This is a genomic window from Pseudomonadota bacterium (assembly GCA_037200975.1).
Classification (GTDB): Bacteria; Pseudomonadota; Gammaproteobacteria; order Steroidobacterales; family Steroidobacteraceae; genus CADEED01.
The window spans coordinates 2,975,510-3,001,053 of sequence record JBBCGI010000001.1; the positions used below are offsets into that span (position 1 = coordinate 2,975,510).

General features: G+C 61.0%; 22 protein-coding genes. 11 read left to right on the plus strand and 11 right to left on the minus strand.

Features of this window, described 5'->3' with window-relative positions; translation table 11 throughout:
• Positions 1-161: 161 nt before the first annotated feature.
• Positions 162-2,120: a PQQ-binding-like beta-propeller repeat protein gene (locus WDO72_13465; GenBank protein ID MEJ0086689.1), complete on the plus strand. Its 1,959-nt coding sequence runs from the start codon at positions 162-164 to the stop codon at positions 2,118-2,120.
• Between the two features lie 32 nt (positions 2,121-2,152).
• Entirely contained in the window at positions 2,153-2,362 is a 210-nt protein-coding gene (locus tag WDO72_13470; protein ID MEJ0086690.1) for a hypothetical protein, read from the plus strand.
• Positions 2,363-2,526: 164 nt separating this feature from the next.
• Here the strand turns inward: WDO72_13470 and WDO72_13475 are convergent, their stop codons facing one another.
• From WDO72_13475 to WDO72_13500, 6 genes are all read right to left on the minus strand, one after another.
• Positions 2,527-4,170, minus strand: a complete 1,644-nt coding sequence (locus WDO72_13475) for a patatin-like phospholipase family protein (GenBank protein MEJ0086691.1) — start codon at positions 4,168-4,170, stop codon at positions 2,527-2,529.
• Between the two features lie 158 nt (positions 4,171-4,328).
• Positions 4,329-5,384: a hypothetical protein gene (locus WDO72_13480; GenBank protein MEJ0086692.1), complete on the minus strand. Its 1,056-nt coding sequence runs from the start codon at positions 5,382-5,384 to the stop codon at positions 4,329-4,331.
• 72 nt (positions 5,385-5,456) lie between these two features.
• Positions 5,457-6,218 (minus strand): M15 family metallopeptidase, encoded by a 762-nt coding sequence (locus WDO72_13485; protein ID MEJ0086693.1) that lies wholly within the window; start codon positions 6,216-6,218, stop codon positions 5,457-5,459.
• Between the two features lie 5 nt (positions 6,219-6,223).
• Positions 6,224-8,086, minus strand: a complete 1,863-nt coding sequence (locus WDO72_13490) for a hypothetical protein (GenBank protein MEJ0086694.1) — start codon at positions 8,084-8,086, stop codon at positions 6,224-6,226.
• A gap of 3 nt (positions 8,087-8,089) precedes the next feature.
• Positions 8,090-9,592, minus strand: coding sequence for a hypothetical protein (locus tag WDO72_13495; protein MEJ0086695.1), 1,503 nt, complete (start codon positions 9,590-9,592; stop codon positions 8,090-8,092).
• A gap of 110 nt (positions 9,593-9,702) precedes the next feature.
• On the minus strand, positions 9,703-10,560 hold the full coding sequence (locus WDO72_13500) for a hypothetical protein (protein MEJ0086696.1): 858 nt from the start codon (positions 10,558-10,560) through the stop codon (positions 9,703-9,705).
• Positions 10,561-11,184: 624 nt separating this feature from the next.
• On the opposite strand from WDO72_13500, the gene WDO72_13505 reads away from it, so the two are divergent.
• Positions 11,185-11,382: a hypothetical protein gene (locus WDO72_13505; protein ID MEJ0086697.1), complete on the plus strand. Its 198-nt coding sequence runs from the start codon at positions 11,185-11,187 to the stop codon at positions 11,380-11,382.
• A 110-nt stretch (positions 11,383-11,492) separates the two neighbouring features.
• Here the strand turns inward: WDO72_13505 and WDO72_13510 are convergent, their stop codons facing one another.
• Both WDO72_13510 and WDO72_13515 read right to left on the minus strand, forming a co-directional pair.
• Positions 11,493-12,302 carry a PEP-CTERM sorting domain-containing protein gene (locus tag WDO72_13510; GenBank protein ID MEJ0086698.1) on the minus strand — a complete coding sequence of 270 codons (810 nt, stop codon included), beginning with the start codon at positions 12,300-12,302 and terminating at the stop codon, positions 11,493-11,495.
• 226 nt (positions 12,303-12,528) lie between these two features.
• A complete protein-coding gene (locus WDO72_13515; protein MEJ0086699.1) occupies positions 12,529-16,005 on the minus strand; it encodes a tetratricopeptide repeat protein in 3,477 nt (1,158 codons plus the stop codon).
• A 458-nt stretch (positions 16,006-16,463) separates the two neighbouring features.
• Here WDO72_13515 and WDO72_13520 point away from each other — a divergent pair, with 458 nt between their 5' ends.
• The 4 genes from WDO72_13520 (at position 16,464) to WDO72_13535 (ending at position 19,602) form a co-directional block, all read left to right on the plus strand.
• Complete coding sequence (locus WDO72_13520; GenBank protein ID MEJ0086700.1) at positions 16,464-18,266, plus strand: RICIN domain-containing protein; 1,803 nt, start codon at positions 16,464-16,466, stop codon at positions 18,264-18,266.
• 132 nt (positions 18,267-18,398) lie between these two features.
• Positions 18,399-18,680, plus strand: coding sequence for a hypothetical protein (locus WDO72_13525; GenBank protein MEJ0086701.1), 282 nt, complete (start codon positions 18,399-18,401; stop codon positions 18,678-18,680).
• Complete coding sequence (locus WDO72_13530; GenBank protein MEJ0086702.1) at positions 18,668-18,961, plus strand: type II toxin-antitoxin system RelE/ParE family toxin; 294 nt, start codon at positions 18,668-18,670, stop codon at positions 18,959-18,961. The genes WDO72_13525 and WDO72_13530 overlap by 13 nt, the downstream gene beginning before the upstream one ends.
• A gap of 152 nt (positions 18,962-19,113) precedes the next feature.
• A complete protein-coding gene (locus tag WDO72_13535; protein ID MEJ0086703.1) occupies positions 19,114-19,602 on the plus strand; it encodes a hypothetical protein in 489 nt (162 codons plus the stop codon).
• 11 nt (positions 19,603-19,613) lie between these two features.
• Here the strand turns inward: WDO72_13535 and WDO72_13540 are convergent, their stop codons facing one another.
• Complete coding sequence (locus WDO72_13540; GenBank protein MEJ0086704.1) at positions 19,614-20,441, minus strand: SDR family oxidoreductase; 828 nt, start codon at positions 20,439-20,441, stop codon at positions 19,614-19,616.
• A gap of 84 nt (positions 20,442-20,525) precedes the next feature.
• On the opposite strand from WDO72_13540, the gene WDO72_13545 reads away from it, so the two are divergent.
• From WDO72_13545 to WDO72_13555, 3 genes are all read left to right on the plus strand, one after another.
• Entirely contained in the window at positions 20,526-20,981 is a 456-nt protein-coding gene (locus tag WDO72_13545; GenBank protein MEJ0086705.1) for a DUF4440 domain-containing protein, read from the plus strand.
• 39 nt (positions 20,982-21,020) lie between these two features.
• Positions 21,021-21,689: a hypothetical protein gene (locus tag WDO72_13550; protein MEJ0086706.1), complete on the plus strand. Its 669-nt coding sequence runs from the start codon at positions 21,021-21,023 to the stop codon at positions 21,687-21,689.
• 121 nt (positions 21,690-21,810) lie between these two features.
• The gene (locus tag WDO72_13555; protein ID MEJ0086707.1) at positions 21,811-23,280 is read left to right on the plus strand and encodes a YdiU family protein; all 1,470 of its coding nucleotides are present in this window, start codon (positions 21,811-21,813) and stop codon (positions 23,278-23,280) included.
• Between the two features lie 14 nt (positions 23,281-23,294).
• Here the strand turns inward: WDO72_13555 and WDO72_13560 are convergent, their stop codons facing one another.
• Both WDO72_13560 and WDO72_13565 read right to left on the minus strand, forming a co-directional pair.
• Positions 23,295-23,438, minus strand: coding sequence for a hypothetical protein (locus WDO72_13560; protein MEJ0086708.1), 144 nt, complete (start codon positions 23,436-23,438; stop codon positions 23,295-23,297).
• 6 nt (positions 23,439-23,444) lie between these two features.
• Positions 23,445-24,278 carry a dienelactone hydrolase family protein gene (locus tag WDO72_13565; protein MEJ0086709.1) on the minus strand — a complete coding sequence of 278 codons (834 nt, stop codon included), beginning with the start codon at positions 24,276-24,278 and terminating at the stop codon, positions 23,445-23,447.
• Between the two features lie 76 nt (positions 24,279-24,354).
• Here WDO72_13565 and WDO72_13570 point away from each other — a divergent pair, with 76 nt between their 5' ends.
• Positions 24,355-25,536 carry an immunoglobulin-like domain-containing protein gene (locus tag WDO72_13570; protein ID MEJ0086710.1) on the plus strand — a complete coding sequence of 394 codons (1,182 nt, stop codon included), beginning with the start codon at positions 24,355-24,357 and terminating at the stop codon, positions 25,534-25,536.
• Positions 25,537-25,544 lie beyond the last annotated feature (8 nt).

Sequence of the window (25,544 nt, forward strand, 5' to 3'; positions counted from 1 at the left end):
TTGAACATACTTAATTCGTCGAGTCGTGGTGTATCGCAACTACCGTTCCAGGCGCGATACGGTGGCCGCCGGGATTTCGCTGCGTTTCCACTTCGGCTTATGAGATAGTTCGGTCGCTCGCTGCCGTCATATAACTAGAACACACGGCAGAGTAGGTACAGGTGCCTAACCACATCCGTTCCATTCTTGCTCCGACGCTGGCCTCGATCCTGCTGGCCCTCCACCTGTGTGGATGTGGCGGCGGTGGCGGCGGTTCCGGCGGCAAATCCACCCCGCCCCCGCCACCGGCTGCGATGACGCTGTCGCCGAAGTCCGTTTCCGCGACCATCACCGAGGGCTCCACCGCCACGCTGACCGTCACGTACAGGCTGACCCAGGCCGCATTCGACGCGGTGGATCACTTCGAATTCGATGATATCGGCGACGGCCAGATCGCGGATGCCTACCTCGTGCAGTCGAACGGCAATCTGTCGGCCACCGTCGAGTTTCATTCCTACGGCCTGACGCGGGGGCAATACTCGGGCACGCTCAACTTGTACCTATGCAAGGATTCCAGCTGTCGAACGACCGTGGACGGATCGCCGTTCGCGCTGCCGTACAGCATCAAGGTGGACCCCGCACCGCCGCCTCCGCCACCACCACCGCCCCCGCCGGCGCCGGTCGTGACGCCCGATCCGCTGCTGATCTCGGTCGAAGCAAACGACCAGGGCGAAGTTTCGATCCGGGCGCAGGTGTCCGAGACGGCTGCGGTGTATTTCGGCGTGAGCGATCCCCAGGGCCGCTTCCAGAACGACACCGAATTCCTGTCCCAAGTAGGCAGCGCCTACAACATCAAGTTGCGGACGTTGGCGATTGCGACACCCGGCAACTACACGGGCACGCTCACCTTGTGGGTGTGCGACTGGTCGCCGTGCACTTCGGGCACGCAAGGCAACCATTCGGCAGCGACAGTCGGCTACACCATCACCGTCACTCCCGAAGTGTTGCTGCAACCGGTACCGACGGTTACGGGCCTGCCAGAATGGGAGACTTTCCAGGGCAATGCGGGCCATACGGGCCACGTCCCGGTGACGCTCGACGCGAGCAGATTCGCTCCGCGCTGGAGTTGGAAGTTGCCTCCCGGCAGCACGACCACGCTGCGTCCGGTGACGGCGGGATCAGGGAAGGTGTTCGTATCTGCAAGCGGATACTTCATCGCCAGCACGCTGTATGCACTCAACGAGTCCGACGGAAGTCTCGCCTGGCAACACGTCTTCGGTGACGTGTTCGCGCTCAATGATCCGGCCGCGTGGGGCGGTCGGGTGTTCGTCGCGACGTCGGGTCACGAGGACACGGCGATGTGGAGTCTCGACATCGCGGACGGCACAGTGAAATTCCGCACTGATTTCGATGCCCAGTGGGAGCACTACCTCGCTCCTACGGTCAAGAATGGTTACGTGTACACGAACGGCGGCTATTACGGCGGCATGTACGCCTTCAAGGGCACCACCGGCGCCCAGCGATTCTTTGCCGGCCTCGAACAATACGATCTGTGGACGCCCGCAGTCGACGACACCCAGGCTTACGCGTACACGGGATACAACTTCTTCGCGGTGAATCGTCTGACCGGAGAGCGCACCGTCACGATCAAGAACAGCACGTTCAACTGGATGGGTTACTCACTCAACATGTCGCCTGTCCTGCCCGGTGACGGCTCCGTGCTGGTCGTCGATGGTGTCTTCAGCAACGTGCACTCCAACCACCTCATCCGCTACGACCCCGTCCAGGGCGGGGAGTGGTGGCGGGTCGACGGCACGTTCACCAGCAATCCCGTGGTCTCCGGGAACACGGTGTACGTGCTCAATTCCACGAGTAACCAGCTCGAGGCTCGAGACCTCGCGACGGGCGCAATCCGCTGGACGTGGGTTGTCGGCAATGCGCAGGAAACGTTGCCGGTCGGCAACCTGGTGGTGACGGACAACCTGATATTCGTGGGCACGAACCTTTCGACCTACGCCATCGACCTCGCCACGCATCAACCAGTGTGGAGCACGGCGAATGTCGGCTCGCTCGCGATCTCGTCAAACAAGGTGCTCTACATCGTGAAGCCGAGCGCGATCGAGGCGTTCAGCCTCTTCTGAAGACGCAGTTTTTCGCCGTGACGAGTCGTTCGGTGTCTCCCCAAGAGGGTGAACAAGGTATTGACGTTGCGCTGTTCCGCGCGCTGAAGGCTCTCGAGGAGATCGAAGGTTCGAACGAAGACCATGCGGGACTGCTGCTCACGACGGAAGTCATGATCGTGGAGGCGCCGAAGAACGACGAACATGCACACGGCGGCGCTGCGCCGGGTGGCATGCGCGGACCGGATATGCAGGGAGCGTAGACGCTCGTTACTACCGGGCGCCCAGCGTCTAGCTAGAGAAGATAGAAGGCCGTTAGCAGGAAACCGCCGGTATCTTCTTTTTTATGCCAAATTATCTGTCAACGAACGTCGGCGCGATGCGCGTCAAGAGTTCAAACTCGACGAGATCGTGCGCGCGGCCAACTTCATAAGGCCTGCCATGCAAATCGCATCTGCGCCCGATTGGTTAAGGACCAGTCCTTCACCGAAAAATGAAAGACGCGAAATACCTCTCCCTCGAAAGCTTCCTCACTCGCTCCATCGCACTCGCATTGGCCGTCGTCGCAGGTGACATTGATCTTGCCAAGCGACGAGGCAACTCTAAATCGCAATGATGCGTTCACCAGGTGAATCTTGGCTTGCTGACGAAGAGTGAGGGGAAACTCGTCCCTGCCGTCTTTTCGTAACTTTCGAAGACCGTCCGGAAATTGAATGGTCATCTCCATGCCGCGATCTTGGTCGCCTTCGCGAATAGGTGGATCAAAAAATACACTAATTCCTTTTTGATCATCTTTGTTTCGCCATGGAATGGTAATTATCTTGTCCTTATTCGCTCGAGATATGGTCCTGATCACCGGTACGCGATCAAGAAAACTACGGTCATAGTCGATACTTGTTAGCTTCAATCTTCGGCACCGGAATGCGCGATCACCGGTCACCTCGTAGATGTTCTTCATGTTGACGCAAATAGACCAGTCCTTCTGCAGCCGATAGTCGAGTTCCAATTTTTCACCGAGTTGATGGGGCCACTCGGAAGGGCTGGTGTACGTGCCCGTTAGTTCTTCGACACCCTCCAATGTTTGCTCAAGAAGTTCGTCTGCGCGCGCGTCCACGAATGTTGAAATCGGAACTGGACGAGCCAACTCAGCCCACGGGATCGAACGACCCACAGAACTTCCTGCGGCGACCAAATCATTGACGTGCTTTTCAGAAAGATCGAAGTTGGTTGAAGATATATCTCCGACGTGAATCTCAAAGCAACTCAAGTAGTGATTGCTCTGCCGACCGCGATCGTGCGCCTCGAGAGCTGTGCTTAAGATAGATTGTAAGTATCCGCCAAGCGTATCGAGCGACGGACTGTTTTCGAACGCGCAGAGCTTAAGACCAACTGAGGGATACGAACACCGCTCGACTAAAAATGATGGGAAATTGCTGAGCAAACCACCATCTACATACGCGCCATCACCAAAACGAAATGGCTTAAAGAATCCTGGAATGCTGCTTGAGGCCAAAACGGCATCGGCAATACGCATTGATGGGTCTGTCTTCTTCGAGAAAACCTTGTACTGCCCCGTTCCAATATCCGCGGCAACAATACGCAACTCATCGCAGACGATATCCTGAAACGTCTTGTCGCCAAATTGGTGGCGCAGCCACATGCCGAGCCGATTCGAGCTGAACATTCCCTTTGCTTCAATCAAATGACTGAGGTCTCGTGGCACCGACGCTTTCCCTACAAGCGACATCGGCAAACTTCTAAGATTCCAGATTCGATGCCGCCAAGACTTCGACCTCACGGCTTGTCCCAGCACGTTCGCGAATCTGGCAAGTCTTTGACTGCGTTCGGTATCTTCGGCATCCAGAAACTCTTTGAACCGCATGGTGCGCATGACGTCCACCAGCTTGCACGGTTCTGTCCCTGTTGCCAGCAGCGCCGCAACCACGGAGCCGGCAGATGTTCCTGCGATCGTGTGAAACTTCACGTCTGCCGAGACATGCTGTAGCGCGCCCGCATAAGCAATTCCCTTTACGCCTCCACCCTGCAAAACGAGATTTATGTAGCGCATCATTGGCTTCTTATTGTTAGTACCCGAGATTCTTCAGTTAACACTCCATAACACTGCGGACACGCTCTTTGCGCAGCTAACTAATAACGTCCGCGTCGCCCCCCGGATGATCTCGATTGCAAGGTACGGCCTACAAGACGGACACCGGGCGCGACAGCTTGCTAGCCAGTCGCGGCGGTGATCTGCCGCACGTCCGCGGGCACTCCGCCGTCACCCTCCGAGCGAAGGACCTTGCTCTTCCTCAAAATCTGGATGCGATCACAATTGCCGGCCGCCATTACGCGTACGTCGGCACGTCGTGACCAGCTTTCCAGCTGATCACGACTCTTGCTGTTCGCGCTGCCGAATCGATCGAGTACCGGTCGGAGCGAGACCATCTCCTCATACGAGGCGAAGTCCGGGAATCGACTCACGACAATCTGGTTTGCAAGCCCCGCTATTCCGACAAAATGCCGCAGTCGCGCTGCGACGTTCTCTGAACGCTCATTCGCGAGGAGTGTGTTGAAATTATTCGAGTAGGCAATCGCGTCCGACGTTGCTTCGGCGGCCTGCGCATCCCCGTATTCAAGAGAGCTTGCAAAACCAACCACCTGCAAGCGAACTGAGTTCGGGCCGTCGGCACATGAGCTCAAGAGCGTAACGATGTCCTGCAACGGACTATCGTCGGGAGTCACCCCCTCAGTCCACGTGCTCTCGTATCTAATCGGACGTGTGTTTTCTACGGCCTTGAGAACTCCCGCCCCGTTCTCGCCAAACAACACCGGAAATGTGATGACCGGTTCGGGACCCGGTAACGAGATCTGTGCGACGACGTTCAATGAACCTCGATCTGGCTCATCGTCCTTGGGGCCGAGAACGCTAGCGACGACGATGAGCGCAAGCACCGAGCAAAACAGCTTCAGCGAGTCTTGGAAGACGGCGAAAAGCTTGAGCTGGGAAAAATAGCCGGGAACATTCCCGAGCACAGTGAGCACGTCTTGCGCCGTCGTCACGACCACCGCCAGCGCGAGCGCGCCCGATCCAAGGTCGATGCGAACCTCCAGGAAGGGGATCGTCTTGCCACGCAACCCGATGAGCCACTCAGAAAGCCAGTGACCCAGAAGAACCGCGGCCAGGATTGCTGCGAAGAAAAATGTAAAGACGGTACCGATGAGAACGACTTTGTCACCCGCGCTCGGCGATCTCTGCGCAGACGCGGAAATTGCTTCACCTGTCATTTGGCTATCCTTCTTCTTGTTTGCCACGCCACGTGTGAGGGCGGACGCCGGGCTCGCTGGAAAACATCTGCCTCAGAGCTTGTACCGGGTGTCCCATTTCGCGACCCGCACTGGAGTCGCAGCGCTGATCGCAGGTGGTGCGATTCCCCACAGCGTCAGCAACTTCGTGTAGTACTGCTTCTCATGCCAGACGTTGAGTCCGTTATCGATGTGCACCGGATCCTTGTTCGTGAACGTGCCGCCCCACCTGAACGATGATTTCTGCGCGACGATCGATTCCAGGAACTTTCGCGCTTCCGTCGGCAGATTGCCGAATTCGCCCAGCTCCTTCGAAGTGAGCAACTTGTCACCGACCAGCAGGTTCATGTCGATCGCGTGCCCAACGTGATGGTTCGAATACTCCGCGGGAACCACGATCGCGTTGGCAACCGGTTTCTTCGGTTCGCGCAGCGAACTCGTCACGAACACTTTCACGCCGCTCTCGAGCGCGACCCGCCCGATTTCGCGGATGCTCGGGACGAACTCCTCGTCAATTCGCAGCGGCGAACCGCGAAACACGTCGTTCTCCGGATGAAAATCGATGATCTTGACCCGGCCGGAGTATCGCGATGGCTCCGCGCTGTCCGTTATCGGCGCGGCGATTCCGTGCAGCGGCTCGACGAAGTCAGCGAGCACGAAGCCAATCGTCCCGCCCACGCTCACGCGCAACCAGGTCTCGCGGCCTAACAACTCCACTTCGGAGCCGGTCGGCAGGACGGCGATCGTCGCACCGTCGCGCGGTGAATTGCGCAGCCTCAGTCCATTCGTGGCGGTGACTCGAACGCGGTCATTCATCGGAATTACCCTGCCGGTCCGGCCGTGCCGCTGCTCATGTCCGTGGCATGGCGAAAGAACTCCGGCGTCTTTGGTGACAGCATGGCTTCGACGCTCATGCCCGTGTGATCTTCGGTCGTCCGGACCTTGAGCGTATTGCCCGCGCTGATCTCCATGACGACACCCTGCGCCCCGGGCAACATGTCGTCGATCGGCTTCACCAGCGTGACGCGATCGCCTACCTTGAATCCACCAAGCTGATCCGGAGCAGGAGGCGGAAGATGCCCGGTTGGCGGAAGTTGTTCCTGCTTCGCCTGCCCCGCAGCCATATCCAGGGCCACGCGCGATCGGAGCAGGCGCGGTCCCATCCCCACGAGGCGGTCGACCGTGGCGCGCACGCCGATCAGGATCAATTCGGATGAGAAGCCGGCGCCAAAAGCCAGTACCACGGTCGTCGCAACCTGGTCTGGCTGCGCATACGAATAGGCCAGGATCGCGATCGCGGGCGCCGACAGCACCTGCAACATCTGGAACACGAGGAGATCGCGCGCGTAGCCCATCGTGATCTTTCCGGGCGGAGCGTCACCGGCTTCCTCGCGGAGCTTGATGCTCACCTCGTAGTTTGGATCGACACGCTCCTGGAACTCGGGAAGCTTTCGCATCATGCTCACGAGCGCACCGATGAGCGCGAGCACGACAAAATAGATAGGCACGACGATTCCGCCCACGATCGGTGCGCCTTCGAGGTTCCAGCTCTGACTGGCGTAGCCCTTCATCGAATCGAGATCGGCCTGCAGATTCGAAACGAGCTCTTCGAGTCGATCGATTTCGGGCTGCATGCCGCTCGTGAGGGGGCGGTTTCCGGCGTCCCTTGACCTGAAGCGCCGGTCGGCACGGATCAGAGCGTTCTCTTCGGCATCGGTCTGCGCGTGCGCTTGAGCGGCTTTAAGTCGGGCGAGTTTGGCGCGTTCGCGCGTGAGCTGTCGGGTGGTCGCGGCCACGTCGACGACGGGCTGCTTCATCTGAGGGCACGTGCCGTCGAAATGGCATCGCATGATCGTGCCGCCAATACTCAGCACCCATTGAGGCGGCAGTTCGCCGCAGTAAATCCCTTCCGGCATGCCGGGGTTGTAAGGCAACTCGTTCGGCAGAATGACCGACTCATCGACGGATGTTGCTGGATTGTCCTTGCGCCTGGTGTCTCGTGACGTCGGGGTGTGAAAGTCGCAGCCGTAGACGACGCGGATGAGCGTCCATTGGCGGCGCTGTTTGTCGGCGAGATCACGCTCGATCTCGAGCTTCCGCCGATTCATCTGCGCGCTGAACTCTGCCGGACTCAACTCCTGTTCGGGCTTCGGCGTATCTGAGAGCTGCGCCTTCTCGTCCGATTCCTCTGGCGCAGCTTGAGTTTCTGGAGCGCTGACCCCGGAGGGTTTAGTTGCCAGTCCCAATTCCTGCCGCTTTTCTTGCGCCTTCTTCTCCATCAGCTCCTTCTGGAGCTGCTGGTTCAGGACTTCCTCCGATGTGAGGGGCGGGCGCAGCGTCGTGTACAGCAGGATGCCGCTTGCGAATAGCAGCGAAAGGAGAAACGCCCAGCCGAAGCGGAATGCGGCATTGATGTCCGACGGCTCCACCAGAGGGCGCGTAAACAGAACGATCGTGCACAGGAGAAAAGGCGGCATCGCGGCCACGAACCACCACGCCTGGGGACTTCCGGCACCCATCGCGATCGAGATGACGATCGCCACGGGGATCGTCGAGAAGAGAACGAGCCATCCGGCCTGCTTCTCGATCCACAGGTAAGCATGGTCGAGCGGCGCGACCCGCTTCGGTGTCTTCGTGACGCCTTCGGTGACGAATTGCTCTGGAATATCAATCTGAGTCGCCACGGTCTACTTCCCGGAAACTTCGAGCAACGATTTGTAAGCTTTGAGTACCGAAGCCAGTTGCGCGCGTTGCGCCTTGAGCGCTGCGTCGGACGAATTGCTCGCAAGATTGCGCAGGATGTTGGTCAGCTCCACGCTCAAGCCGCGCAACGCGTTCTGCCGGGCGCGCTCTTCTTCCTCCGCCTTCGCCTTGCGCTGCGCGAAGGCTTCCGCAGCCTGCTGATTTGCCGTGGCCGCGGCCGCGTTGTCGGTTGCCGGGTCTCCCGGCTTTGTGCCTTCGCTCGGGACCTTGAACCCCGACGTGGCGCCGACCACATTGATGGCCGCATTGGCGATGGCACGCGTGACCTCAAGTTGTCCCTTGATGAGCGCGGCGGGATTGTTGGTGCCCTCGTGAATGTCGTAGCGCATCGCGTCCTGGCGCACGATCACGACATTCGACTTGCCCTCGGCGTAGAAACGCGTCAGGGCGACCTTGTTGTTCCAGTGCTTTTTGTTCTGCTCGCTAGTGACGGTGCGCCAGACCGCGTCGCCTGCGTCCTGCAGCCGATCGATCATTTCGACGAAGCGCGACGAACGGCGGACCAAGCCGGACAGCGCGGTCAATGATGCCGCGTCGTCGGGCAGATCGGTGCGCAGGCTCTCGAGCTCGACAGCGATCTCTATCGTCGCATCGAACAATCCGGTCGCGCCTGCGCGCGCATCTTTTTCAACGGCCCGATCGATCTTGCTCTGCGGGATAAGATTCGTCGACTTTGCAATCAGCTCGAGTCGCGCATTCATGCTTTGCGCCGCCCGTATGGCCCTGTTCTCGCGGGCCTTGCTGGACTTCGAATTTTCGCGAACCGTGTAGATTTGGGCGCGCAGGCCGACCCAGTCGAGCACGAAGGAATCCTTGAGCGGGGCAGCAAAGCCGCGATAGCCGGCAACTGCTTTTGCGATCAAGCCGCGTGCGTCGGCTTCTCGTTCACGCAGCACGATGGGGAGTCGCCTGAGGACCCACTCATCATCGAGTCTCTGCAGCCTCTTCTTCCCCTTTTCGCTGAATTGACAGTTCGCGTTGGTGGAATCCCGATAGGTGTCCGCGTTCCGAAACCAGTTGGATCGCTGGAGGCGTTCGCGCTCGCAGGCTTCGAATTGGTCGAGGGCCGTCTTGTATTCCGCGCGATATTGCTTCACATACTTCTGCAATTCATCGATCGCGGCGTCGATCAGCGCGCCTTGTACTTTGAAGGCTTCGTCTGCCGCGTCTTTGTACCGATCGCGCTTGCATATGATCTCTAACGGATAGTCATCGATCGCGCACTCCGGATGCTCAGTCCTGTCTACCACTCTTCGATCGTCATTCTCTAGCTCAGTAGACGGACTGATGTTGATCTGGTCGTAGGTTGCGAGATACATATCGACGCTCGCATCCGCGAGATATTTGCGTTGGCCGGTCTTGTCCTTTGCGGCCGCGCGCAACCGCTCCAGATTGGCGATGAGCTCGGCCACTTCTTCGGGCGACATCGGCGCGATGAATCGGGGATCCTCGTCGTACAGATCGACGTAGACGCGAATCTCCGAGGTCGCGCAACCAGCGGCGAGAATGGAGAAGCACAGGGCGACGAAGCAGGCCCTCACCGCAAGTTCTCCAGCATGATTCTCAGAGACTCGACTTCACGCACGAGATCGTCGCGGGCTGCAGTGTCTGTCACCGCCGCCACAGCGTTGAGCCGCTCGACGACAGCGTCGACGCTCTTCGAGCGTGCATCGTTGCGCGCCTCGGTGGTGGCCACCTCGTCGACTGATCGCTGCCGCAATACGTCGGCCAGCCGCAAGACGGTCGCTCCTGTCTGCGTATTCTCCGAGAAGTTGCTGATCGTTCCGATGACCGTGTCCGGGTCCGACGACAGCACGAAGATCAACTTTTCGCCGGCGTGCCGAAGCACGAGATTCGCACCGGGGTCATATTCAATTTCGAACGCGCCGTCTGGCAACGCCACTTCGTCTCCGGCCGTGGCGCGTACGCGCCGCTCGGCGGCCAGCCAACCTTGGATTACCGCGGGATCCGCCTTCGGATCTGCTGCGGCTTCGAGATAACCTTGCTTCGTCGCGAGAATTTTCTCGTTGATCTTGGTCTTGATGTCTTCCTCGACCTTGCGTGCGGCGGATGCGCCGGTGCTGCTCGCGTCGCCCCAGAGGCTGTCGATGGCGGTCGCAGGAAACCAGCCCGAGCGGAACCCGGCATCTCCGAGGTCTGTCTTTCCGACCACCCGGATGCGGAAGTAATTGACGTTTTCGTCGCTGGGAACCGCGAGGAAATGAGTCTCCTCCAGGCGCGTCGACCCCAACGAGCAACCACCGAGCGTTGCACCAACGAGCAAGCACGCGAGAGGCGCCCCTCGTATACACAGGCGGCGGAACTGGCTCTGGTTCCGCGAGCTCGTGTGCACGTGGCTGTCTTTAATCCGCAAACTTTTGATAGCGGCGATCACAAAACGCTCCCTTCACGTCTGACTAGAGCCATTTCTTGTTAGCGTCGACTGAATGGCTGTCTTTTATTGCCAGGCTCACTGCGAAGCACGTCGGCGCGGGCAGCGACTTCAAAATCCTTGAATGCCAAGGGCTTGGTGATTTGCACCACTGGCCTGGATAGCACCATCGACATGTTTGCCTGCCTTGATTCTTATTTTTATGCGCCTAGGTCGGCGCAGGCTCTTCGGGTCCTACCTATACACGTGTCACGTAGGGTCGATTTCTCTCACCTCCGGCAAAAAAACTTTGTTGCCGCGTCCGTGCGGAGAGTTAGGCCCTAACTTGTTGCAGTGCGCAGGGTTCTATTTGCACCGAGTTGGCGCAAAGCAACCGATGCTGAACTTTGGGAAGCCGTAGTGAAGGTCCTCGAGAAGCTCGAAGGTGCGAACGAAGACCAGACGGTCGGAATTCGTATTCTGGCGTAGCTGATTTACCGCTGCGTCAGATCGTCGAGAACGCGGGTGAAGATGCCGCGGTGGTCCTGAACGCTGTCAACGCGGACAAGGGCGCCCATGGCTACAACGCGGGCACTGACGAGTACGGCGACATGCTGGAGAAGAGGCATCCTCGACGCGGCGAATGTCATGCGTCTGGCGCTGCAGAAGGCCGCGTCGGTTGCGGATCTGTTGCTCACGACGGAAGTCATGATCGCGGAAGCGCAGAAGGATGTTGAGCACGCGCATGGTGGCGGAGCCCTGGGTGGAATGGACGGGATGCGCGGGATAGATGTGCAAGGAGCGGGAAGGCTCTTTACTGTCCGACGTTCAGACGTCGACTGGTAGATAGAAAAACCCCCGCCGGGTAAACGGCGGGGGTTTTTCGTTTAAAAAGAGTAGCGTTTCGGATCACGCCGTCGCCGCCACAACCTGGGCAGCGACGCTGATCTAGCGCTCTATCGCAGGCGCCGATTTGCGCCGCGCAGTCTGCGGGAGAACATCAGCATGAACATCCCGCCGAACATCAATGCGAGCGTGGAGGGTTCGGGAACCGAAACTGATCCGCCGCCGCCACCAGTACCACCACCATTGCCGCCGCTGCCACCGCAGCCCGCGCACGTACCGCCACTGAAGCTGAATCCATAGTCAGTCGTGGAAGAAAACGGACCGGCAAGGCTGTTGGAATTGCTGCCAAGCTGGACGACTTGAGTCCCGCCGCCCGGCGTGCCATCTACGCCAAACGCGTCGCTACCGTAGCCAAACAGCAAATCGAAATTTCCGGCGCCGCGGTCGAGGAGCAGCAGCTCGGCGAGTACCGCGCTGCTCGTGGAATCAGAGGCTTCCCAGATGAACCGATACGCGGCGGCGGCATCACCGGCGGCATAGGGAGCTGAGCTGTCGACCAGGCCGGAGCCTCGCAACGTATTGCCACCGACTGCCAACGGGGCAAAAAACGCCGCTACGTAATCACCCGAAGGCGTGTCGCTGGCGCCGCAGCCACTCCCGGACGCGACGAAGGCCACGAAGCCGTTGGCATTCATGCAATAGTCGTAAAGCTGCGCGCCGGAGCCGAAATTCAACTGAAAGCTGATGGTTCCGCCGCCGACTCCAAAGCTCGTGTCGGCAAAAGCAAAATTCTCGCCGGTGGTGTCAAAGCTCAAACCGTCAAAGTCGACCTTCACTTGCCGCGCCTGCGCGGTTTGAAACAGTCCCGCCGCCAATATCGCGAGCAGCGCGAAGCAAGAGGTCCGATTCGGCAGTCCCATGGTCATTCTCCGACAGCGATGAAATATGTCGTCAACGTCAGCCTGCGGGGGCGTCACGCCTTGGATAAAGCAAGAAACGTGCCCTAGTCGTTTCCCGGTACTCAGAACAATGTGTTATCGGCGCGATCTGACTCGCTCACGCTGCCGTGGCGCGCGGGATGTAAGAAATCCCGCCACTGCCTTTCGAGAAGACCCAAGCCTGATCAGGCTCTGTTAGGCGCAAGCCTCAGGGCTGTTTAACCGGCGCTGCGGACTCGGCATACCGACGTGCCTGCGTTTCCCGACCCCACTTGGAATACAAGCGGTGCAGGCGGTAAGCGCTTTGTCTGGCGTACAGACTACGTTCTCCGAATCGATGAAGAATGGCCGGTCGGCCGGAAAGCAGCAGTTTTTCGGCCGCGGGGAAGTTGCCGCGCTCGTACTCGAGGCTGGCCAGAATGCTGTTGAATACTGCTCTGCGCCAGGAATCCGTCGTCTGCAATGCGTCGCCGTACTGCGCTTCGAGTGCACTCTTCGATTGCGCCAACAGATCATCCGCATCCTGCAATCGACCGGTTCGCACGTACAAATCGCCGGTGTTTGCCAGCACCTGGTCCAGCATGAAATGGTGGTGCTGGCGCGCAATCTCGAGCGCTTCGCGGAGATTGTCTTCCGCCGGGCCATATTCGCCGCGCTCGAGATGGATCATCGCCAGGCTGTTGAGGTCACTGACGAAATCATCGTGACCCGCCGGGCGCCATTTTCGATCGAGGGCGAGTGCCGCATTCATATGAGCGTCCGCGCTTACGAGGTCATCGCGCAGCAATGCAACCCGGCCGAGATTGTTCAGCACGGGTGAAACCACAGGATGGTTTTCGCCAAAGACGATTTTCTCGATCTTCAAAGTGCTCATCCACGCTTCATAGGCGAGGTCGAATTTTCCTTCCTGGTAGAACAGCGAGCCCAGGTTGTTGAGGCTTTCCGCCGTCTTGGCATGACGCTCACCGAACACGTTTCGACGCACGGCCAGTGCGCGCTGCCATACCGGTTCGGCCTCCGCGTAACGTCCCTCGAAATACAGGAACCATCCCATTGCGTTGAGCGACCGTGCGGTGTCGGCGTGGTTCTCGCCGTGCAGCTTGATGTCGACGGCCAACGCCTGCCGGTAAAGCGGCTCAGCTTCGAGCGGTCGTTCCAGTGCGTATAAATTGTCGGCCAGGCCCGTCATCGCCTCGGTCACGGCCGGGTCGAGATCGCCGTGGAGTTGCCGCGCTTCGGTCAGCGCCTTGCGATACAGAAGTTCGGCTTCCTTGTAATCACCATCGACGCCGCGGTTGGCGCCAAGCGCAAGATCGGCGGCCAGGATGTCGCGCGGCACGCCGCTTTTTTTCGCGGCACCCGCGGCTTCGCGCAGCAGCTCCTGCGCCTTGGGATACAGCCCGAGTCCGTTATAAGCCTGCCCCATGGCGCGCAGTAGATTGGCCCGCACCGCGTCTTCGCCGGAGAGACCGTGCTCCATCTCCGTCACGCCGCGATCCAGAATCTCGCGCACCGTCACGCTTTCGCCGCGATTTTCTTCGGGATCGGCGATGGCGAACAGATTCACCATGAAGTCGGTGGTGCGTTGCGCCGTGGTCGCCTGCGTGCGGGCGAGTCCGGATTGACGATTGGCTAGATAGGCAGCGGCGCTGGCAATGATCGTGAGAACCGCCAACGACGCGATCGCGCCTGCACGCAGGCGGGCGAAACGCTGTGCGCGACGGATCGAGGCGTTCACCAGATCGGATTCAGGTCCCGACAGCCGCACGCCGTCGGCGATCAGACCACGCGCCTCGGCGATGGGCTTGCCGCGGGCGAGCAGAAAGTCCGGTGAGCGGCCTTCCTTCTCCCAGGTGCTGACCGCGGCGCTGACGCGCGCGTGGATCTGCAGGTTCTCGCGATTACGTTCGCGCCAATCAGAAAGCCGCGGCCAGAATTCCAGCAGTGCCTCGTGCGCCAACGACACCACCGCAGCGCCCTGCGCATCCGAGCCGCTGATCAGCAGCCTTGCACCCAGCAGCGCATCCACCATCTCGTTGGCGCCCGCCGTGACGAACGCGCTGCGCGGCGCGGTCCGGCGCAGCACCTTGTTTTCATCGTCGATTCCGAGCGTCACCAGCTCGCCGAACACGGTGGGCAATGCGGACTGCGCGTCGCTGCTGACCTCCGCCACCACCTGCTCGGCGCGTTGCGCCAATGCGCCCTCGACTCTTCCCAGATCTTCGAAGGCGCGAAACGTGAGCACATCTTCCGAGCTGCGGTGCTTGTACAGCTCCTCGAGCAGGAACTCGAGCAACGGCAGCGCCGCGGCGTTCTTCGCCGCGGCATCGCGGATCACGTCGTCCAGTCGTTCACCCGTGTGCTCACGTACCTCGAACCGAAGACCGGCGGCGGTCGCCGGGAAACGGATGATCTGGCCGATTTCGCGCGTCGCCGGCGGCAGCAGGTCGAAGTGGCCATCGCCCTGCTTCAAATCCATGAGCGCAGGTAGTTCGGCCAGCCGCGGATAGGCATCGCTGCGCAGCGTTGCCAGCACGCAGACGCGGCCGCTGCCGGCCAGAGCCGCCAGCAACGCGACGAACCGGCGGCGGTCGGCATCGCTGATGCGCTCATCGGAGAAAATTTCCTCGAACTGATCGACGACCAGAGCCAGGTGGCAGCCACCGTCGGATCCGTCAGGCCGCACTGGTGCGATCCTGTCGAGCGCGGCAATCACGTCCGCCGTCAGCTTGGCGCCGTCGACGACCGACGCGCCCGGCAGCGCTAAGGGCTGCTGCAGGGCACGGCTGAGCGCGCGGAGCAGGTCGCCCTGTCCATCGGAAGGACGCAGGATGGCATGGCGCCATTGACTGGCATTTCCCACGACGCCGGGTTGCAACAGCAGCGGCAGCACGCCGGCGCGCACCAGCGAGGACTTGCCGCAACCGCTGCTGCTAACAATGAGTACGAAGGCCCGGCCGTGCTCCATCTGCCGGCGGATCCGTTCCAGCACGGCCGCCACCGCCGCAGTTCGTCCGAAGAACACAGGCGCATGTTCGACCTCGAAGGGCTCCAGGCCGCGAAACGGCGAGCCGCTGCGCCAGGTGGGTGCGCTGACCCGCGAGCGGAACCCCGGCAGTAGATAGGGCTCGATGAGCTGCAGCAGATGCGCCTCGACCATCTCCTCGAAGTCCGCCGGCGATTCGAAGGTGTGAAACGCAGCCTTGAGGCTGCCGTCCGCATCATTGGTGAACCACTTGGCGATGAACCGGTTCAACGATTGCGATTGAGCCATCTGCTCGGCGGCTGCAGCGGGATCGGCGGACCAGGACGGCGCGGCAGATTTTCTATAGACCAACACATCGGGCTTGCCGGAGCTCCGATGCGCGTTCATCGCGTCTTCGAATTCGAATTCGGTCCCGGAGGCGTACACCGTGCCGTCGGCGCGGCGGATGTGTTCGGGCAGCACCGTTCCGAGTCGTGACCACAGAATCGTGATCACGATGTCGGTCTCGGAGGGCTTGGGGAGCTGCTCCTGAAAGGAGGCAGTCGCCAGCAGGGGCTGATGCTCCCAAAACACGGGTTTCAGAAGCAGCATCTCGCCGACCTGCGAGTTGATGCGGCCCATGACACGGCGCGTGATCAGGCGCTCCTCGGCAACATCGCCGGGAGACGAGATGAAAACTTGCAGGGTTCTCAGCGCCACAGGGGGTGGATCCTCTGCGAATCGACGCGCCCCGTCTAGTGAGCGGAACCGATCTCCGCGCTGAGCTTCGTGGCGAGTTTCGCGTCATAACGATGCAGCGTGCGCGCGGTACGGCCGGCTTCCGCTGCGCGGCCCGTGAGTTGGTACGCGCGACCGAGGGCGTAGAGCTCGCTCGTGGAGTCCGCAATGGACAGACGGGTAGGCGCGATGAGCGTCAGGGTTGGGGCGCTGCCCCCTTGCGATGATGGTGCGCCGCACCGAGCTTTTGGTATGACACCTGTCTTGCAACCAGGCTGCCCCCTGTAGCGCCACGACTGGCTTTGGCAACAGATAGTTAGTTAGGTACGATCTACCCACCAGGCGCGCGCGGATTCACTGAAGAGGAGCGGTGGATCCTCCCGGCGCCGGGCGGCGCACCAGCGCCGGGTTGCACAGGTCAAATCGAAGGGGAGAAATAAATGAGGATTTCAATTCGCCGCCGCGGCGTGGTCCGCGCGTGGCTGTCTTTCGCATGTTTGTCAGCTCTCGTGCCCGGTGTGTTGCTGGCGCAGAGTCCGCCGGAAACGATCACCCAGTACGTCAATGCGTGCCGCGACAACCTCGGATTCCAGGGCGTTTCCATTCCCGATCTGAATTGCTTCGCGGAGCAATTCGCGCCGCCGAGCGCCGCGGAGCCCAGAACCGACGACTGGTTCGGGTACCTCAAGGTGAACGACAAGGTGGACCTGGCGTTCGCGTGCCGCTGGCTCCAAAGCGGCGGGAAGCAGCCATCGGCCCAGAGCGCCGAGATGATCATCCACAACCGCGAGTCCGGCAGCACCTGCTTCCTCAGCGCCAAGGAGAATGGCGGGAATTCCGTCGGCTCCCTGTTGAAATCGCCCACGGGTCCCGAGGCCACCACCTTCTGGCGCACGCCGGCCGAGGTGGACGCGAATGTGCGCTGCGTGAACTGTCATGTGAGCGGGCCGTATATCGCGACGCCGCGAATCGCGCCGTTTCTCGCCAAGTACGGCCTGCTCAACAACGGCCATCCGACCTTCGACAACGTGAACGATCTCAACTGGAATCGGTATCACGCGATCGGCGCCACCTTCGGCCCCAGCTTCCGCAACTGGGACAATCTCATGCGCGTCAATCAAACGCGGCCGGGCTGCGCGATGAATTGCCATGTGCGCGCGGTCAATCCGCCGTCGATCAAGATCGAAGGAACGCCGGGCAACATCTTGCTGCCGGGCATCAACGAGATCCTGACGATGATTTCCACGGCAGGCGCCATGCCGCCTTTCCTGGAGACCAGCGACTACCGCTGGATCAATCGTGACAGCGCGGACCTCACCGGTGACATCGAGAAATGGTCCGAGGCGCAGAAGTCGTATCCCGACCTGCTCAGCAACTGCCCCGCGCCGGGCATTCTCGAAGCGCGCGAGATCGGCCGGACAGAAACCATCTCCACCGGCGTATTCCCGGACATCCTCACCACGTTCAACATCAATGACGGCCTGGTCTGCGAGAACAGCAAGCAGAACGACAATCTCTGCAACAACTACCAGGTGACCTACGAGTGCACCGACGGCACGGTGACCGAATTCAACGCCGATACGGTGGGCGGAGACGCGGGTGACGACGAGCGCCGGTCACGGCACGGCAACGTTTGCCCGAACGGTGGCATCGTGGCGAGAGTGAGTGCGCAGACAACGGTCAATGGCATCACGGTTTCAGGATACCTGCCGAAGGATCGACTGGCGCAATTCACGCCGCAGGGGCTCACCTGCAACCACGCCGATCAGGCCAACGGGCAGTGCTCTAACTACGTGGTTCGATACAAAGGATGCGTGGACGCGTACACGGCGAAGCTGCGCAGCGCCTGGTCGCCCAATCGAGTGATCACCGCCACGGGTACGCCCAACAATTCCGAGACGCGCGCCCAACCCATCACTTCCGGCTGGAACACGCAGGACTGGATCGTCGAAGGCGTGTACAGCACGGGAGGCCTCGTGCGCATCCGCAACAAGGGCACGGACCACTACCTGCAGGTGCAGGCCAATACCGAAGGCTCCAAGGTGGTGATGTACGACATGGTGCCGGAGTGGGGCGCGCAACTGTGGTTCCCCGAGCCGGTCGCGGGCAGCAGCGATGTGCGCTTGCGAAACATCTGGACGGGTCGATATCTCACGGTGCAGGACAACGGCAGCTATGCGGCCGTGTTGTCGCAGACGCTGAATAACAGCTGGGTCAGCCAGCGGTGGCAGATAGTTAGATAAGCCGGGGTGAGGGCGTCCGCACCGGGAGGTGCGGGCGCCCTCCATGAATTTTCTCGTGACCGACAGCGCCGTTGCGGCATCTTGCGCCGCGGCGTATTGCGAGGGCCCGCAGCGCTGTGCTACGTTTGTGCCATGTCAGAAACCACCACCATCCGCCTTCCACCCAAGCTTCGCGCCCGTCTGCGTAGTATCGCGAAGGAGACCGACCGCTCCGTCCACAGCCTCATCGTCGAAGCTGTTGAAAAGCACGCGGCATATGAAGAACAGATGCGCAGTCTCGTGAAAGAAGCTCTGGCGGCGGATGCGCAGATCGACCGCACGGGCGAGGTGTATCGCGCGGAAGACGTGCACGCCTGGGCCGAGCGCCTTGCGCAAGGAGTCGCGAGCCCGCGGCCGAAGCCGTGGCGCAAGTAGTTTATTCAGCGCACGCAGTCGAAAACATCGAGCGCGCGCTGCAACTTCTGCGGGAGAAGAATCCCGAGGTCGCCATCGCAAGCGCGGCAGTTATCCGCTCGGCGGTTGACAACCTCGCGACCCATCCCTTGATCGGTCGACGAGTCGAAGGCGACCTTCGCGAGCTCGTCATTTCATACGGCGCGACCGGCTACATTGCGCTCTATCGCTTCGACATTCAGCGCGACCAGGTGCGTGTGCTGGCGCTGCGCCACCAGCGCGAGATCGGCTATCTACCTTGATCGTATGACGGGCCGTCGCGTTATCACGTGCGGGAGAGCGTGAATCGATGGAAGCCCGGGGGAGCAGCCGAAGCTTGCGCGCGACAACCGGCATCAATTGAGAGTACATTCCTCGTCGCGCATCTCTAATAACAACACGGGAGGATGGCGTCATGGTTCTCGGACTTTCACTCGCGGCATTCACGCAGCTGCATACGATCATCAGCCTCATCGCCATCGTCACCGGTCTCATCGCACTGGTCGCTTTTGCCCGCCGCACCTGGGCCGGCAGCATCATGCAAATCTTCGTGTGGACGACGGTCGCCACGACGCTCACCGGGTTCCTCTTTCCGTTCAACGGATTCACGCCGGCGATCGGTACGGGCATCGTCTCGTCGGTGGTGCTGGTCGTGTTGCTGTTCGCGCTCTACCAGTCAAAGCTGCGGGGCGGCGCGCGCACCGTGTTCGCGGTCACCGCGACCATCAGCCTGTACCTCAATTTGTTCGTGCTCGTCGTGCAGAGCTTCCTGAAGATCCCCGCGCTGCATGCGCTCGCGCCGCTGGGGAAGGAACCGCCGTTCGCGGCTGCGCAGGGCATCGTGCTGCTTGCTTCGATCGCGCTCGGCTATTTCTGTGTGAAGGCGGCGCGCCGCCACACTTGAGTTTTAGCTGCTCACCACGGCACTTCCTTCCCCGCCAGCGAATAGAACTTGCCGTTCTGCTCCGGCGTCAGCTGCTCGATGGCCAGCACCATGGCATGCGCGACCTCCGCGGGCGTGCGAGTCGGCAACGTGATCGGCTTGCCCGCCTGCGCCATGTCCGAACGGATCGTGCGCTGCATGTCAGTATCCACCGCGCCGGGTGAGAGAAGAACCGTGGTGACGCCGCGTTTTGCCCCGGGGTCCAGCGCGAACTCCCGCAGGCCCATGTTCAGCGCGGCCTTGCTCATGGCGTAGAAGTACGAGTTGGGATACCCGGCACTCGCCAGTGATTCCACCGAAGCGATCGAGCCATAGCCGCTGCTGATGCCGATGATCTTCCGCTGCTTGCTGGCCGCCACGTGGTCGAGGAACGCGGCCGAAATCCGCAGCGGTCCGTAAGTGTTCACACGCAGCACGCGGACGAATTCATCCTGATCGAGCTTGTCGAGGCGCTGGCCATCGGCCGTGCCGGCAATGCCCGCGTTGTTGACCAACGCATCGATGGGACGATCTTTCAGCTTCACCGCCAGCGCATCGATTTGCACCGTGTCGGTGACATCGAGCTTCTCCACGATGACTCGCGGATGCGCTTTCGCAAAGGCGTTGAGCTCAGTGGCCTTTGCCGGATCCCGGGCCGTGGCGATGACCTGCCAGCCGCGGCTCTCGAACTCCTGCACCAGCGCGAAACCGATCCCTCGGTCGGAACCGGTGATGAACGCGGTGCCGGGGTTGGGCGGCGATTCCGCGGCGAGCAATGCCGCGGGGGACAGCGCGATCAGCAGCAGAGTCCAGATCTTCATTGGAGATTCCGGAAGCAAAGGGGTGTGAATTCAGTATGCCTGATGCCATTTGTGCGCGAGGCCAGAGCTGGTAAGTTGGCCGCCATGAAAAACAAAGTGTTTTCAACCTGGTTGCTCGCCATCGCCTTCTGCCTGATGGGCTCAGCACAGGCTTCCCCGGCACCCGCAGATGAAGAGGCCGTGGCGCAGACGCTTCGCCTGATGTACGTCGCATTGACCAAAGAGGACACCGCCCAGCTACGAGCCGTCACAACTTCGGACTTCTATGCGTTCGACGGGGGCGAGAAGATGACCGGCGATGAGCTCATGGCACTCATCAAGAGCTTGCATGCGGCTGGCAAGACTTTCGTCTGGACGGTCACGGAGGCCAAGGTGCGCATCGAAGGCGCGGTGGCGTGGATCACCTACCTCAATCGCGGCTCCGTGCAGGATCCCGCGGGGAAGAAGGACGTGAGCTGGCTGGAGTCGGCCGTGCTGCTGAAGGAAGCCGGCACCTGGCGCATCCAGTTTTTTCACAGCACCCGGGTGCCCGCGCAGTGAGTTCGGCGCCCCCCGACTGGCAAGAGCAGAGGCAAACAGATGAAGAGCATCACCGCATTTCTCGTGGCCCTGGTAGTGGCCGCGCCCGTCGCTGCCCAGAGCATCATCCCGCGCGAAGGGCCTGCCACCGCCGACCGCGAGGGAAAGTTCTCGGGCGATCTTGCCCGCAAGACCATGGACCAATTCGCGGCGTGCGTGCTCGACCGTCGACGCAAGCCGGTGCTCGAGGCGCTGGCGATGCCGGCCGACTCGCCGGAGCAGTACAAGCTATTCGGCTACCTCGCGAAAACCGAATGCATCGCGTCCGCCGAGCTGCACTTCAACGGGCCGGCATTCCGCGGCAGCCTGTACAAAGCGTTGGTGCGTAAACAGTTCGGCAGGAAAGATGTTTTCCCGGCTACGGCGCCCGGCGCCAGCCCCCAAACTACTCCGGAGGAAAATAGCGCGAGGTTCCCCGGCGAAACCGGGCTTCTGAAGTTCGCGAGCTGCGTCATCCACAAAGATCCGACGAACGCGCGCGTCGCGATCCTCTCCACCGCGGGGTCCCCGAATGAGGACGACGCGATGGCTGCGCTCGCGAACGTGTATGGACAATGCCTGTATGAAGACAACACGCTCCGCTTCTCCAAGGGCAGGCTGCTCGGGTTGCTTGCCGAGGCTTACTACCGCGACGCGAGCGCGTCGGTGGAGCCTTCGGCCGCCAAGTGACATTCCGGAAGTTTGTCACTCGGGCCCGAAGTTGCCGGTGGACTGCATTCAGCCAGGTGGATTCTAGCGGGCGCGCGGGCCGGCGCTGAGATTGCGCTGAGCGAGATACACTGCCGCCCTCATGCGGCTCGGTCTCCAAAACACTTATTCCGTACTACCTTCGCGGTTCTACGCGCGGGTCGCGCCTGCGCCTGTGAAGGATCCACGACTAGTCGTATTCAACTCCCGTCTGGCTGAAGAGCTCGACTTCGATCCAGCCGTCCTCGAGCGCGAAGGCGCAACATTGTTTTCAGGCAATCAAACGCCCGATGATGCCGATCCAATCGCTTTGGCCTACGCGGGTCATCAGTTCGGCGGCTTCGTGCCGCAACTCGGTGATGGTCGCGCCATTCTGCTCGGAGAGCGGGTGGGGCGCGACGGCGTGCGGCGCGACATCCAGCTCAAGGGCTCGGGACGGACGCCGTTCTCGCGCAATGGCGATGGACGCGCAGCGCTCGGGCCCATGCTGCGGGAATACCTCGTCAGCGAAGCGATGCATGCGCTCGGCGTTCCAACCACGCGCTCTCTGGCGGTAGTCACGACCGGCGAGCAAGTTGTCCGCGAAGGTCTTCTGCCAGGCGCCGTGCTGACGCGTGTGGCTGCCAGTCACATTCGTGTCGGCACCTTTGAGTACTTCGCGGCTCGCAACGATCACGATGCGGTCAGTCAGCTGCTCGACTACGTCATCACACGGCACTACAGCCAAGCGCGCGGCACCGACGTTCCCGCGCTGGCGGTGCTCGAAGCCGTCGCGCAGCGCCAAGCCGCGCTCATTACGGATTGGATGAGTGTGGGCTTCATCCATGGCGTCATGAACACGGACAACGTGGCCATCTCGGGTGAGACGATCGACTACGGACCGTGCGCATTCATGGATAACTACGACACGAACACAGTCTTCAGCTCCATCGACCGTGCCGGCCGGTATGTGTATGGCAATCAGCCCGCCATTGCGCAATGGAATCTCGCGCGGTTCGCCGAAACGCTGCTACCACTGATCGATTCGGACACCGGGAAAGCAGTCGAGATCGCGACAGCGGTCATCAAGGACTTCATGCCGGTGTTCGATGCCCGGCTCCTGACACGCATGCGGCGCAAGATCGGCTTGGCTGGCGAACAGGAAGGCGATGTCGATCTCATCAGAACTCTGCTTGCAGCGATGCAATCGGCCGATGCCGATTTCACCCTGACGTTTCGCCGCCTCGCGCGGTGTGCGGACGAGCCGGCCAACGACGCCTCACTACTCGAGCTGTTCGCATCCTCCTCTGACATCGCGGACTGGCTGCGGCGCTGGCGAGAGCGCCTCGCAAGCGAGCCGCAGAAAGCCGCGGAGCGCGCCGCGAACATGCGCCGCGTGAATCCCGCATTCATTCCGCGCAACCACCGGGTGGAGGCGGTGCTCGAAGCAGCCTCCACGCACGGGGATTTCGGGCCGTTTCTTAAGCTTCTGAACATCCTCGAACATCCTTACGACGATCAGCCTGGCTGCGCTGAGTTCGAGCAGCCGCCAGCGCCGGCCGAACGCGTGCTTCGGACGTACTGCGGCACTTGAGTGCGGATTGGCGCTCAGGTCAGGCCCACGAGAGTGCTCGTGAGCTCATCTGGCTTGTCGATCATGATGTCGTGCCCGCAATCGACGACCCAGGTTTTCGACGACGGGTCACTTCGAATCTTTTCGAGGGTCAGCCGTTCTGCATTGCCTGCGCTCACCGATCGCTACGCCAGCGCCTTCTTGAACAGCTCCAGCTTGCGTGCCCACCCTCGCTCGGCCGCTTCCGCATTGTAATTCTGCGAATCCGGCGGCATCCAGCCGTGATTCGCGCCCTTGTACACCTCGATCTCCGCCGACACCTTCGCATCGTCGAACGCCTTGCGCAGGATGTCCTTCGACGTCGGGTCTTTCTGATCGTCGTTGTCCGCGATGGCGATCAGCATGCTGGCTTTCATCTTCGGGATCAGGAGGTGAGGGCTGTCCTCGTTAGTCGTGGTCAATCCACCGCCGTGGAAGGAACAGCCGGCGCCGATGCGTTTCGGCAGCGTGGCCGCAGTTCTCATCACGATGGGTCCGCCCATGCAGTATCCCGTGGTGCCGATCTTGCGGTGTCTATCTACTGCCTTCTGCGCATCCAGCCAGGTCACGAAGGCCTGCGCATCGGACACATGTGTGGTGGCACTGAGCGTGCGCGCGTAGCTGAACGCGTCCTCACGACTGGCAGGTGTTCCTTTGATGGAACGATAGAAGGGGTTGACCGTGAGTACGGCATAGCCAGATTCCGCCAGGCGTTTGCCCATGGCGCGGAATGCGGGGCGCAAACCGAAGATGTCCGGCCACACCAGCACGGCGGCAGTGGCCTTGGCGGGATGCACGAAGTGCGCATCGCAGGTGCCGTCGGGAGTCTTGATCTCCACTTCGGACTCGGAGACTTCTGCGGCCGATGCGATCGGGGGCAGCATCGTGGCCAGCGCCGCGCCTAACCCTAAGGCGCCGAACTGGCGGCGCGAAAGTTCGTTGCCGCGAAGGATATCGTCATTCGAATCGCGCTCACACATGACAGACCCCGGGGAAAGAGAAGTGGTGAGGATGAATTCTAGCGGGCCCGCAGTTGGTGATGGGTACACTTGTGGCATGCGTATCACCGAACTGGGACCCAAGCGGTTGGCTGTCACCTTGCTCGTGGCGATCTGCCTCATGTCACCTGCCGGCTGCGGCGGTGGCGGTGGGGATAGCGCCGCCGCGCCGTCCAATCCGGCGCCCGCGCCTGCAGCCGCGGATCCGTTGTACCTGGAGTGCATGTCCACCGTGCCCATTGATGCCCACAACGTGGACCAGCCGGTCATCACGTTGTTAGGCGACAAGGTCGTCAGTCACCCCTTGGGAACCCAGTACATGGACGCAGGTGCCTACGCACTCGATCCGCGCGCGGGCGATATCAGCAACCAGATTCAGGTCAGCGGATTGACCGGTGTCAACACGAACGTCGTGGGTGACTACCTCGTCCGCTACAACGTGAAGAACGGTGCACAACTGCCGGCCGCCGAAGTCGTGCGGATGGTTCGGGTCACTGACGGAGCGTTCAGAAAAACAACCGCCAGGGACATCGGCACCACCAGCGGGCACATGGGCTACTACGAACACCTGCCCGTGAACTACAGCGCCGATCCGAATCAGAAGTTCCCGCTGATCATCTATCAACATGGCTGGTTCAACGCCCGATTTCTGAATTCTTCGACCGTGCAGGCGCCACTGTCGATTCTCACGGGCGGCAATCTGGTGAAGATCATCAATGACGGCCGTTGGAATGATTCCCAGCCTTTCATCGTTCTTTCGCCGCAGCGCTGCTTGGACCCGCTGAGATTCACCGAGACGGCCGCGCAAACCAAGCGATTCATCGACTACGCGATCAACACCTACAAGGTCGACACCTCGCGCATTTACATGGGCGGACACAGTCAGGGGTCTGGAAACACCTGGGACTATGTCGTCAACTATCCGCAGCAGCTCGCGGCCATATTCCCGATCTCAGGAGGTTATGGGTCTTCCGTGGGCTGCACACTCGGACAGACACCATCATGGGCCTTCATCGGCAAGCTCGATGCCACCGTTCCCTACATGGATCAGGTCAACACCGTGGCCTCGATCAACGCCTGCAGTCCGCCGGTACGGGCCAAGGTCACGGTGCTGGATGGCATCGGCCACAACGATGTCGAACTACCGATTCTCGGTCTGACAGGTAGCGCTCAGGGGTTGCCTCAATACGATCGCTATGACCAGAGCATCTACAGCTGGCTACTGCAGTACAGCCGCTAGAGCGAGGG

Excerpts from the sequence above, each read along its gene's own strand:
- WDO72_13475 (MEJ0086691.1), bottom strand. The coding sequence starts at position 4,170 with ATGATGCGCTACATAAATCTCGTTTTGCAGGGTGGAGGCGTAAAGGGA.
- WDO72_13480 (MEJ0086692.1), bottom strand. The coding sequence starts at position 5,384 with ATGACAGGTGAAGCAATTTCCGCGTCTGCGCAGAGATCGCCGAGCGCG.
- WDO72_13485 (MEJ0086693.1), bottom strand. The coding sequence starts at position 6,218 with ATGAATGACCGCGTTCGAGTCACCGCCACGAATGGACTGAGGCTGCGC.
- WDO72_13495 (MEJ0086695.1), bottom strand. The coding sequence starts at position 9,592 with ATGTCGCCCGAAGAAGTGGCCGAGCTCATCGCCAATCTGGAGCGGTTG.
- WDO72_13505 (MEJ0086697.1), top strand. The coding sequence starts at position 11,185 with ATGCGTCTGGCGCTGCAGAAGGCCGCGTCGGTTGCGGATCTGTTGCTC.
- WDO72_13510 (MEJ0086698.1), bottom strand. The coding sequence starts at position 12,302 with ATGGGACTGCCGAATCGGACCTCTTGCTTCGCGCTGCTCGCGATATTG.
- WDO72_13520 (MEJ0086700.1), top strand. The coding sequence starts at position 16,464 with ATGAGGATTTCAATTCGCCGCCGCGGCGTGGTCCGCGCGTGGCTGTCT.
- WDO72_13525 (MEJ0086701.1), top strand. The coding sequence starts at position 18,399 with ATGTCAGAAACCACCACCATCCGCCTTCCACCCAAGCTTCGCGCCCGT.
- WDO72_13535 (MEJ0086703.1), top strand. The coding sequence starts at position 19,114 with ATGGTTCTCGGACTTTCACTCGCGGCATTCACGCAGCTGCATACGATC.
- WDO72_13540 (MEJ0086704.1), bottom strand. The coding sequence starts at position 20,441 with ATGAAGATCTGGACTCTGCTGCTGATCGCGCTGTCCCCCGCGGCATTG.
- WDO72_13545 (MEJ0086705.1), top strand. The coding sequence starts at position 20,526 with ATGAAAAACAAAGTGTTTTCAACCTGGTTGCTCGCCATCGCCTTCTGC.
- WDO72_13550 (MEJ0086706.1), top strand. The coding sequence starts at position 21,021 with ATGAAGAGCATCACCGCATTTCTCGTGGCCCTGGTAGTGGCCGCGCCC.
- WDO72_13555 (MEJ0086707.1), top strand. The coding sequence starts at position 21,811 with ATGCGGCTCGGTCTCCAAAACACTTATTCCGTACTACCTTCGCGGTTC.
- WDO72_13565 (MEJ0086709.1), bottom strand. The coding sequence starts at position 24,278 with ATGTGTGAGCGCGATTCGAATGACGATATCCTTCGCGGCAACGAACTT.
- WDO72_13570 (MEJ0086710.1), top strand. The coding sequence starts at position 24,355 with ATGCGTATCACCGAACTGGGACCCAAGCGGTTGGCTGTCACCTTGCTC.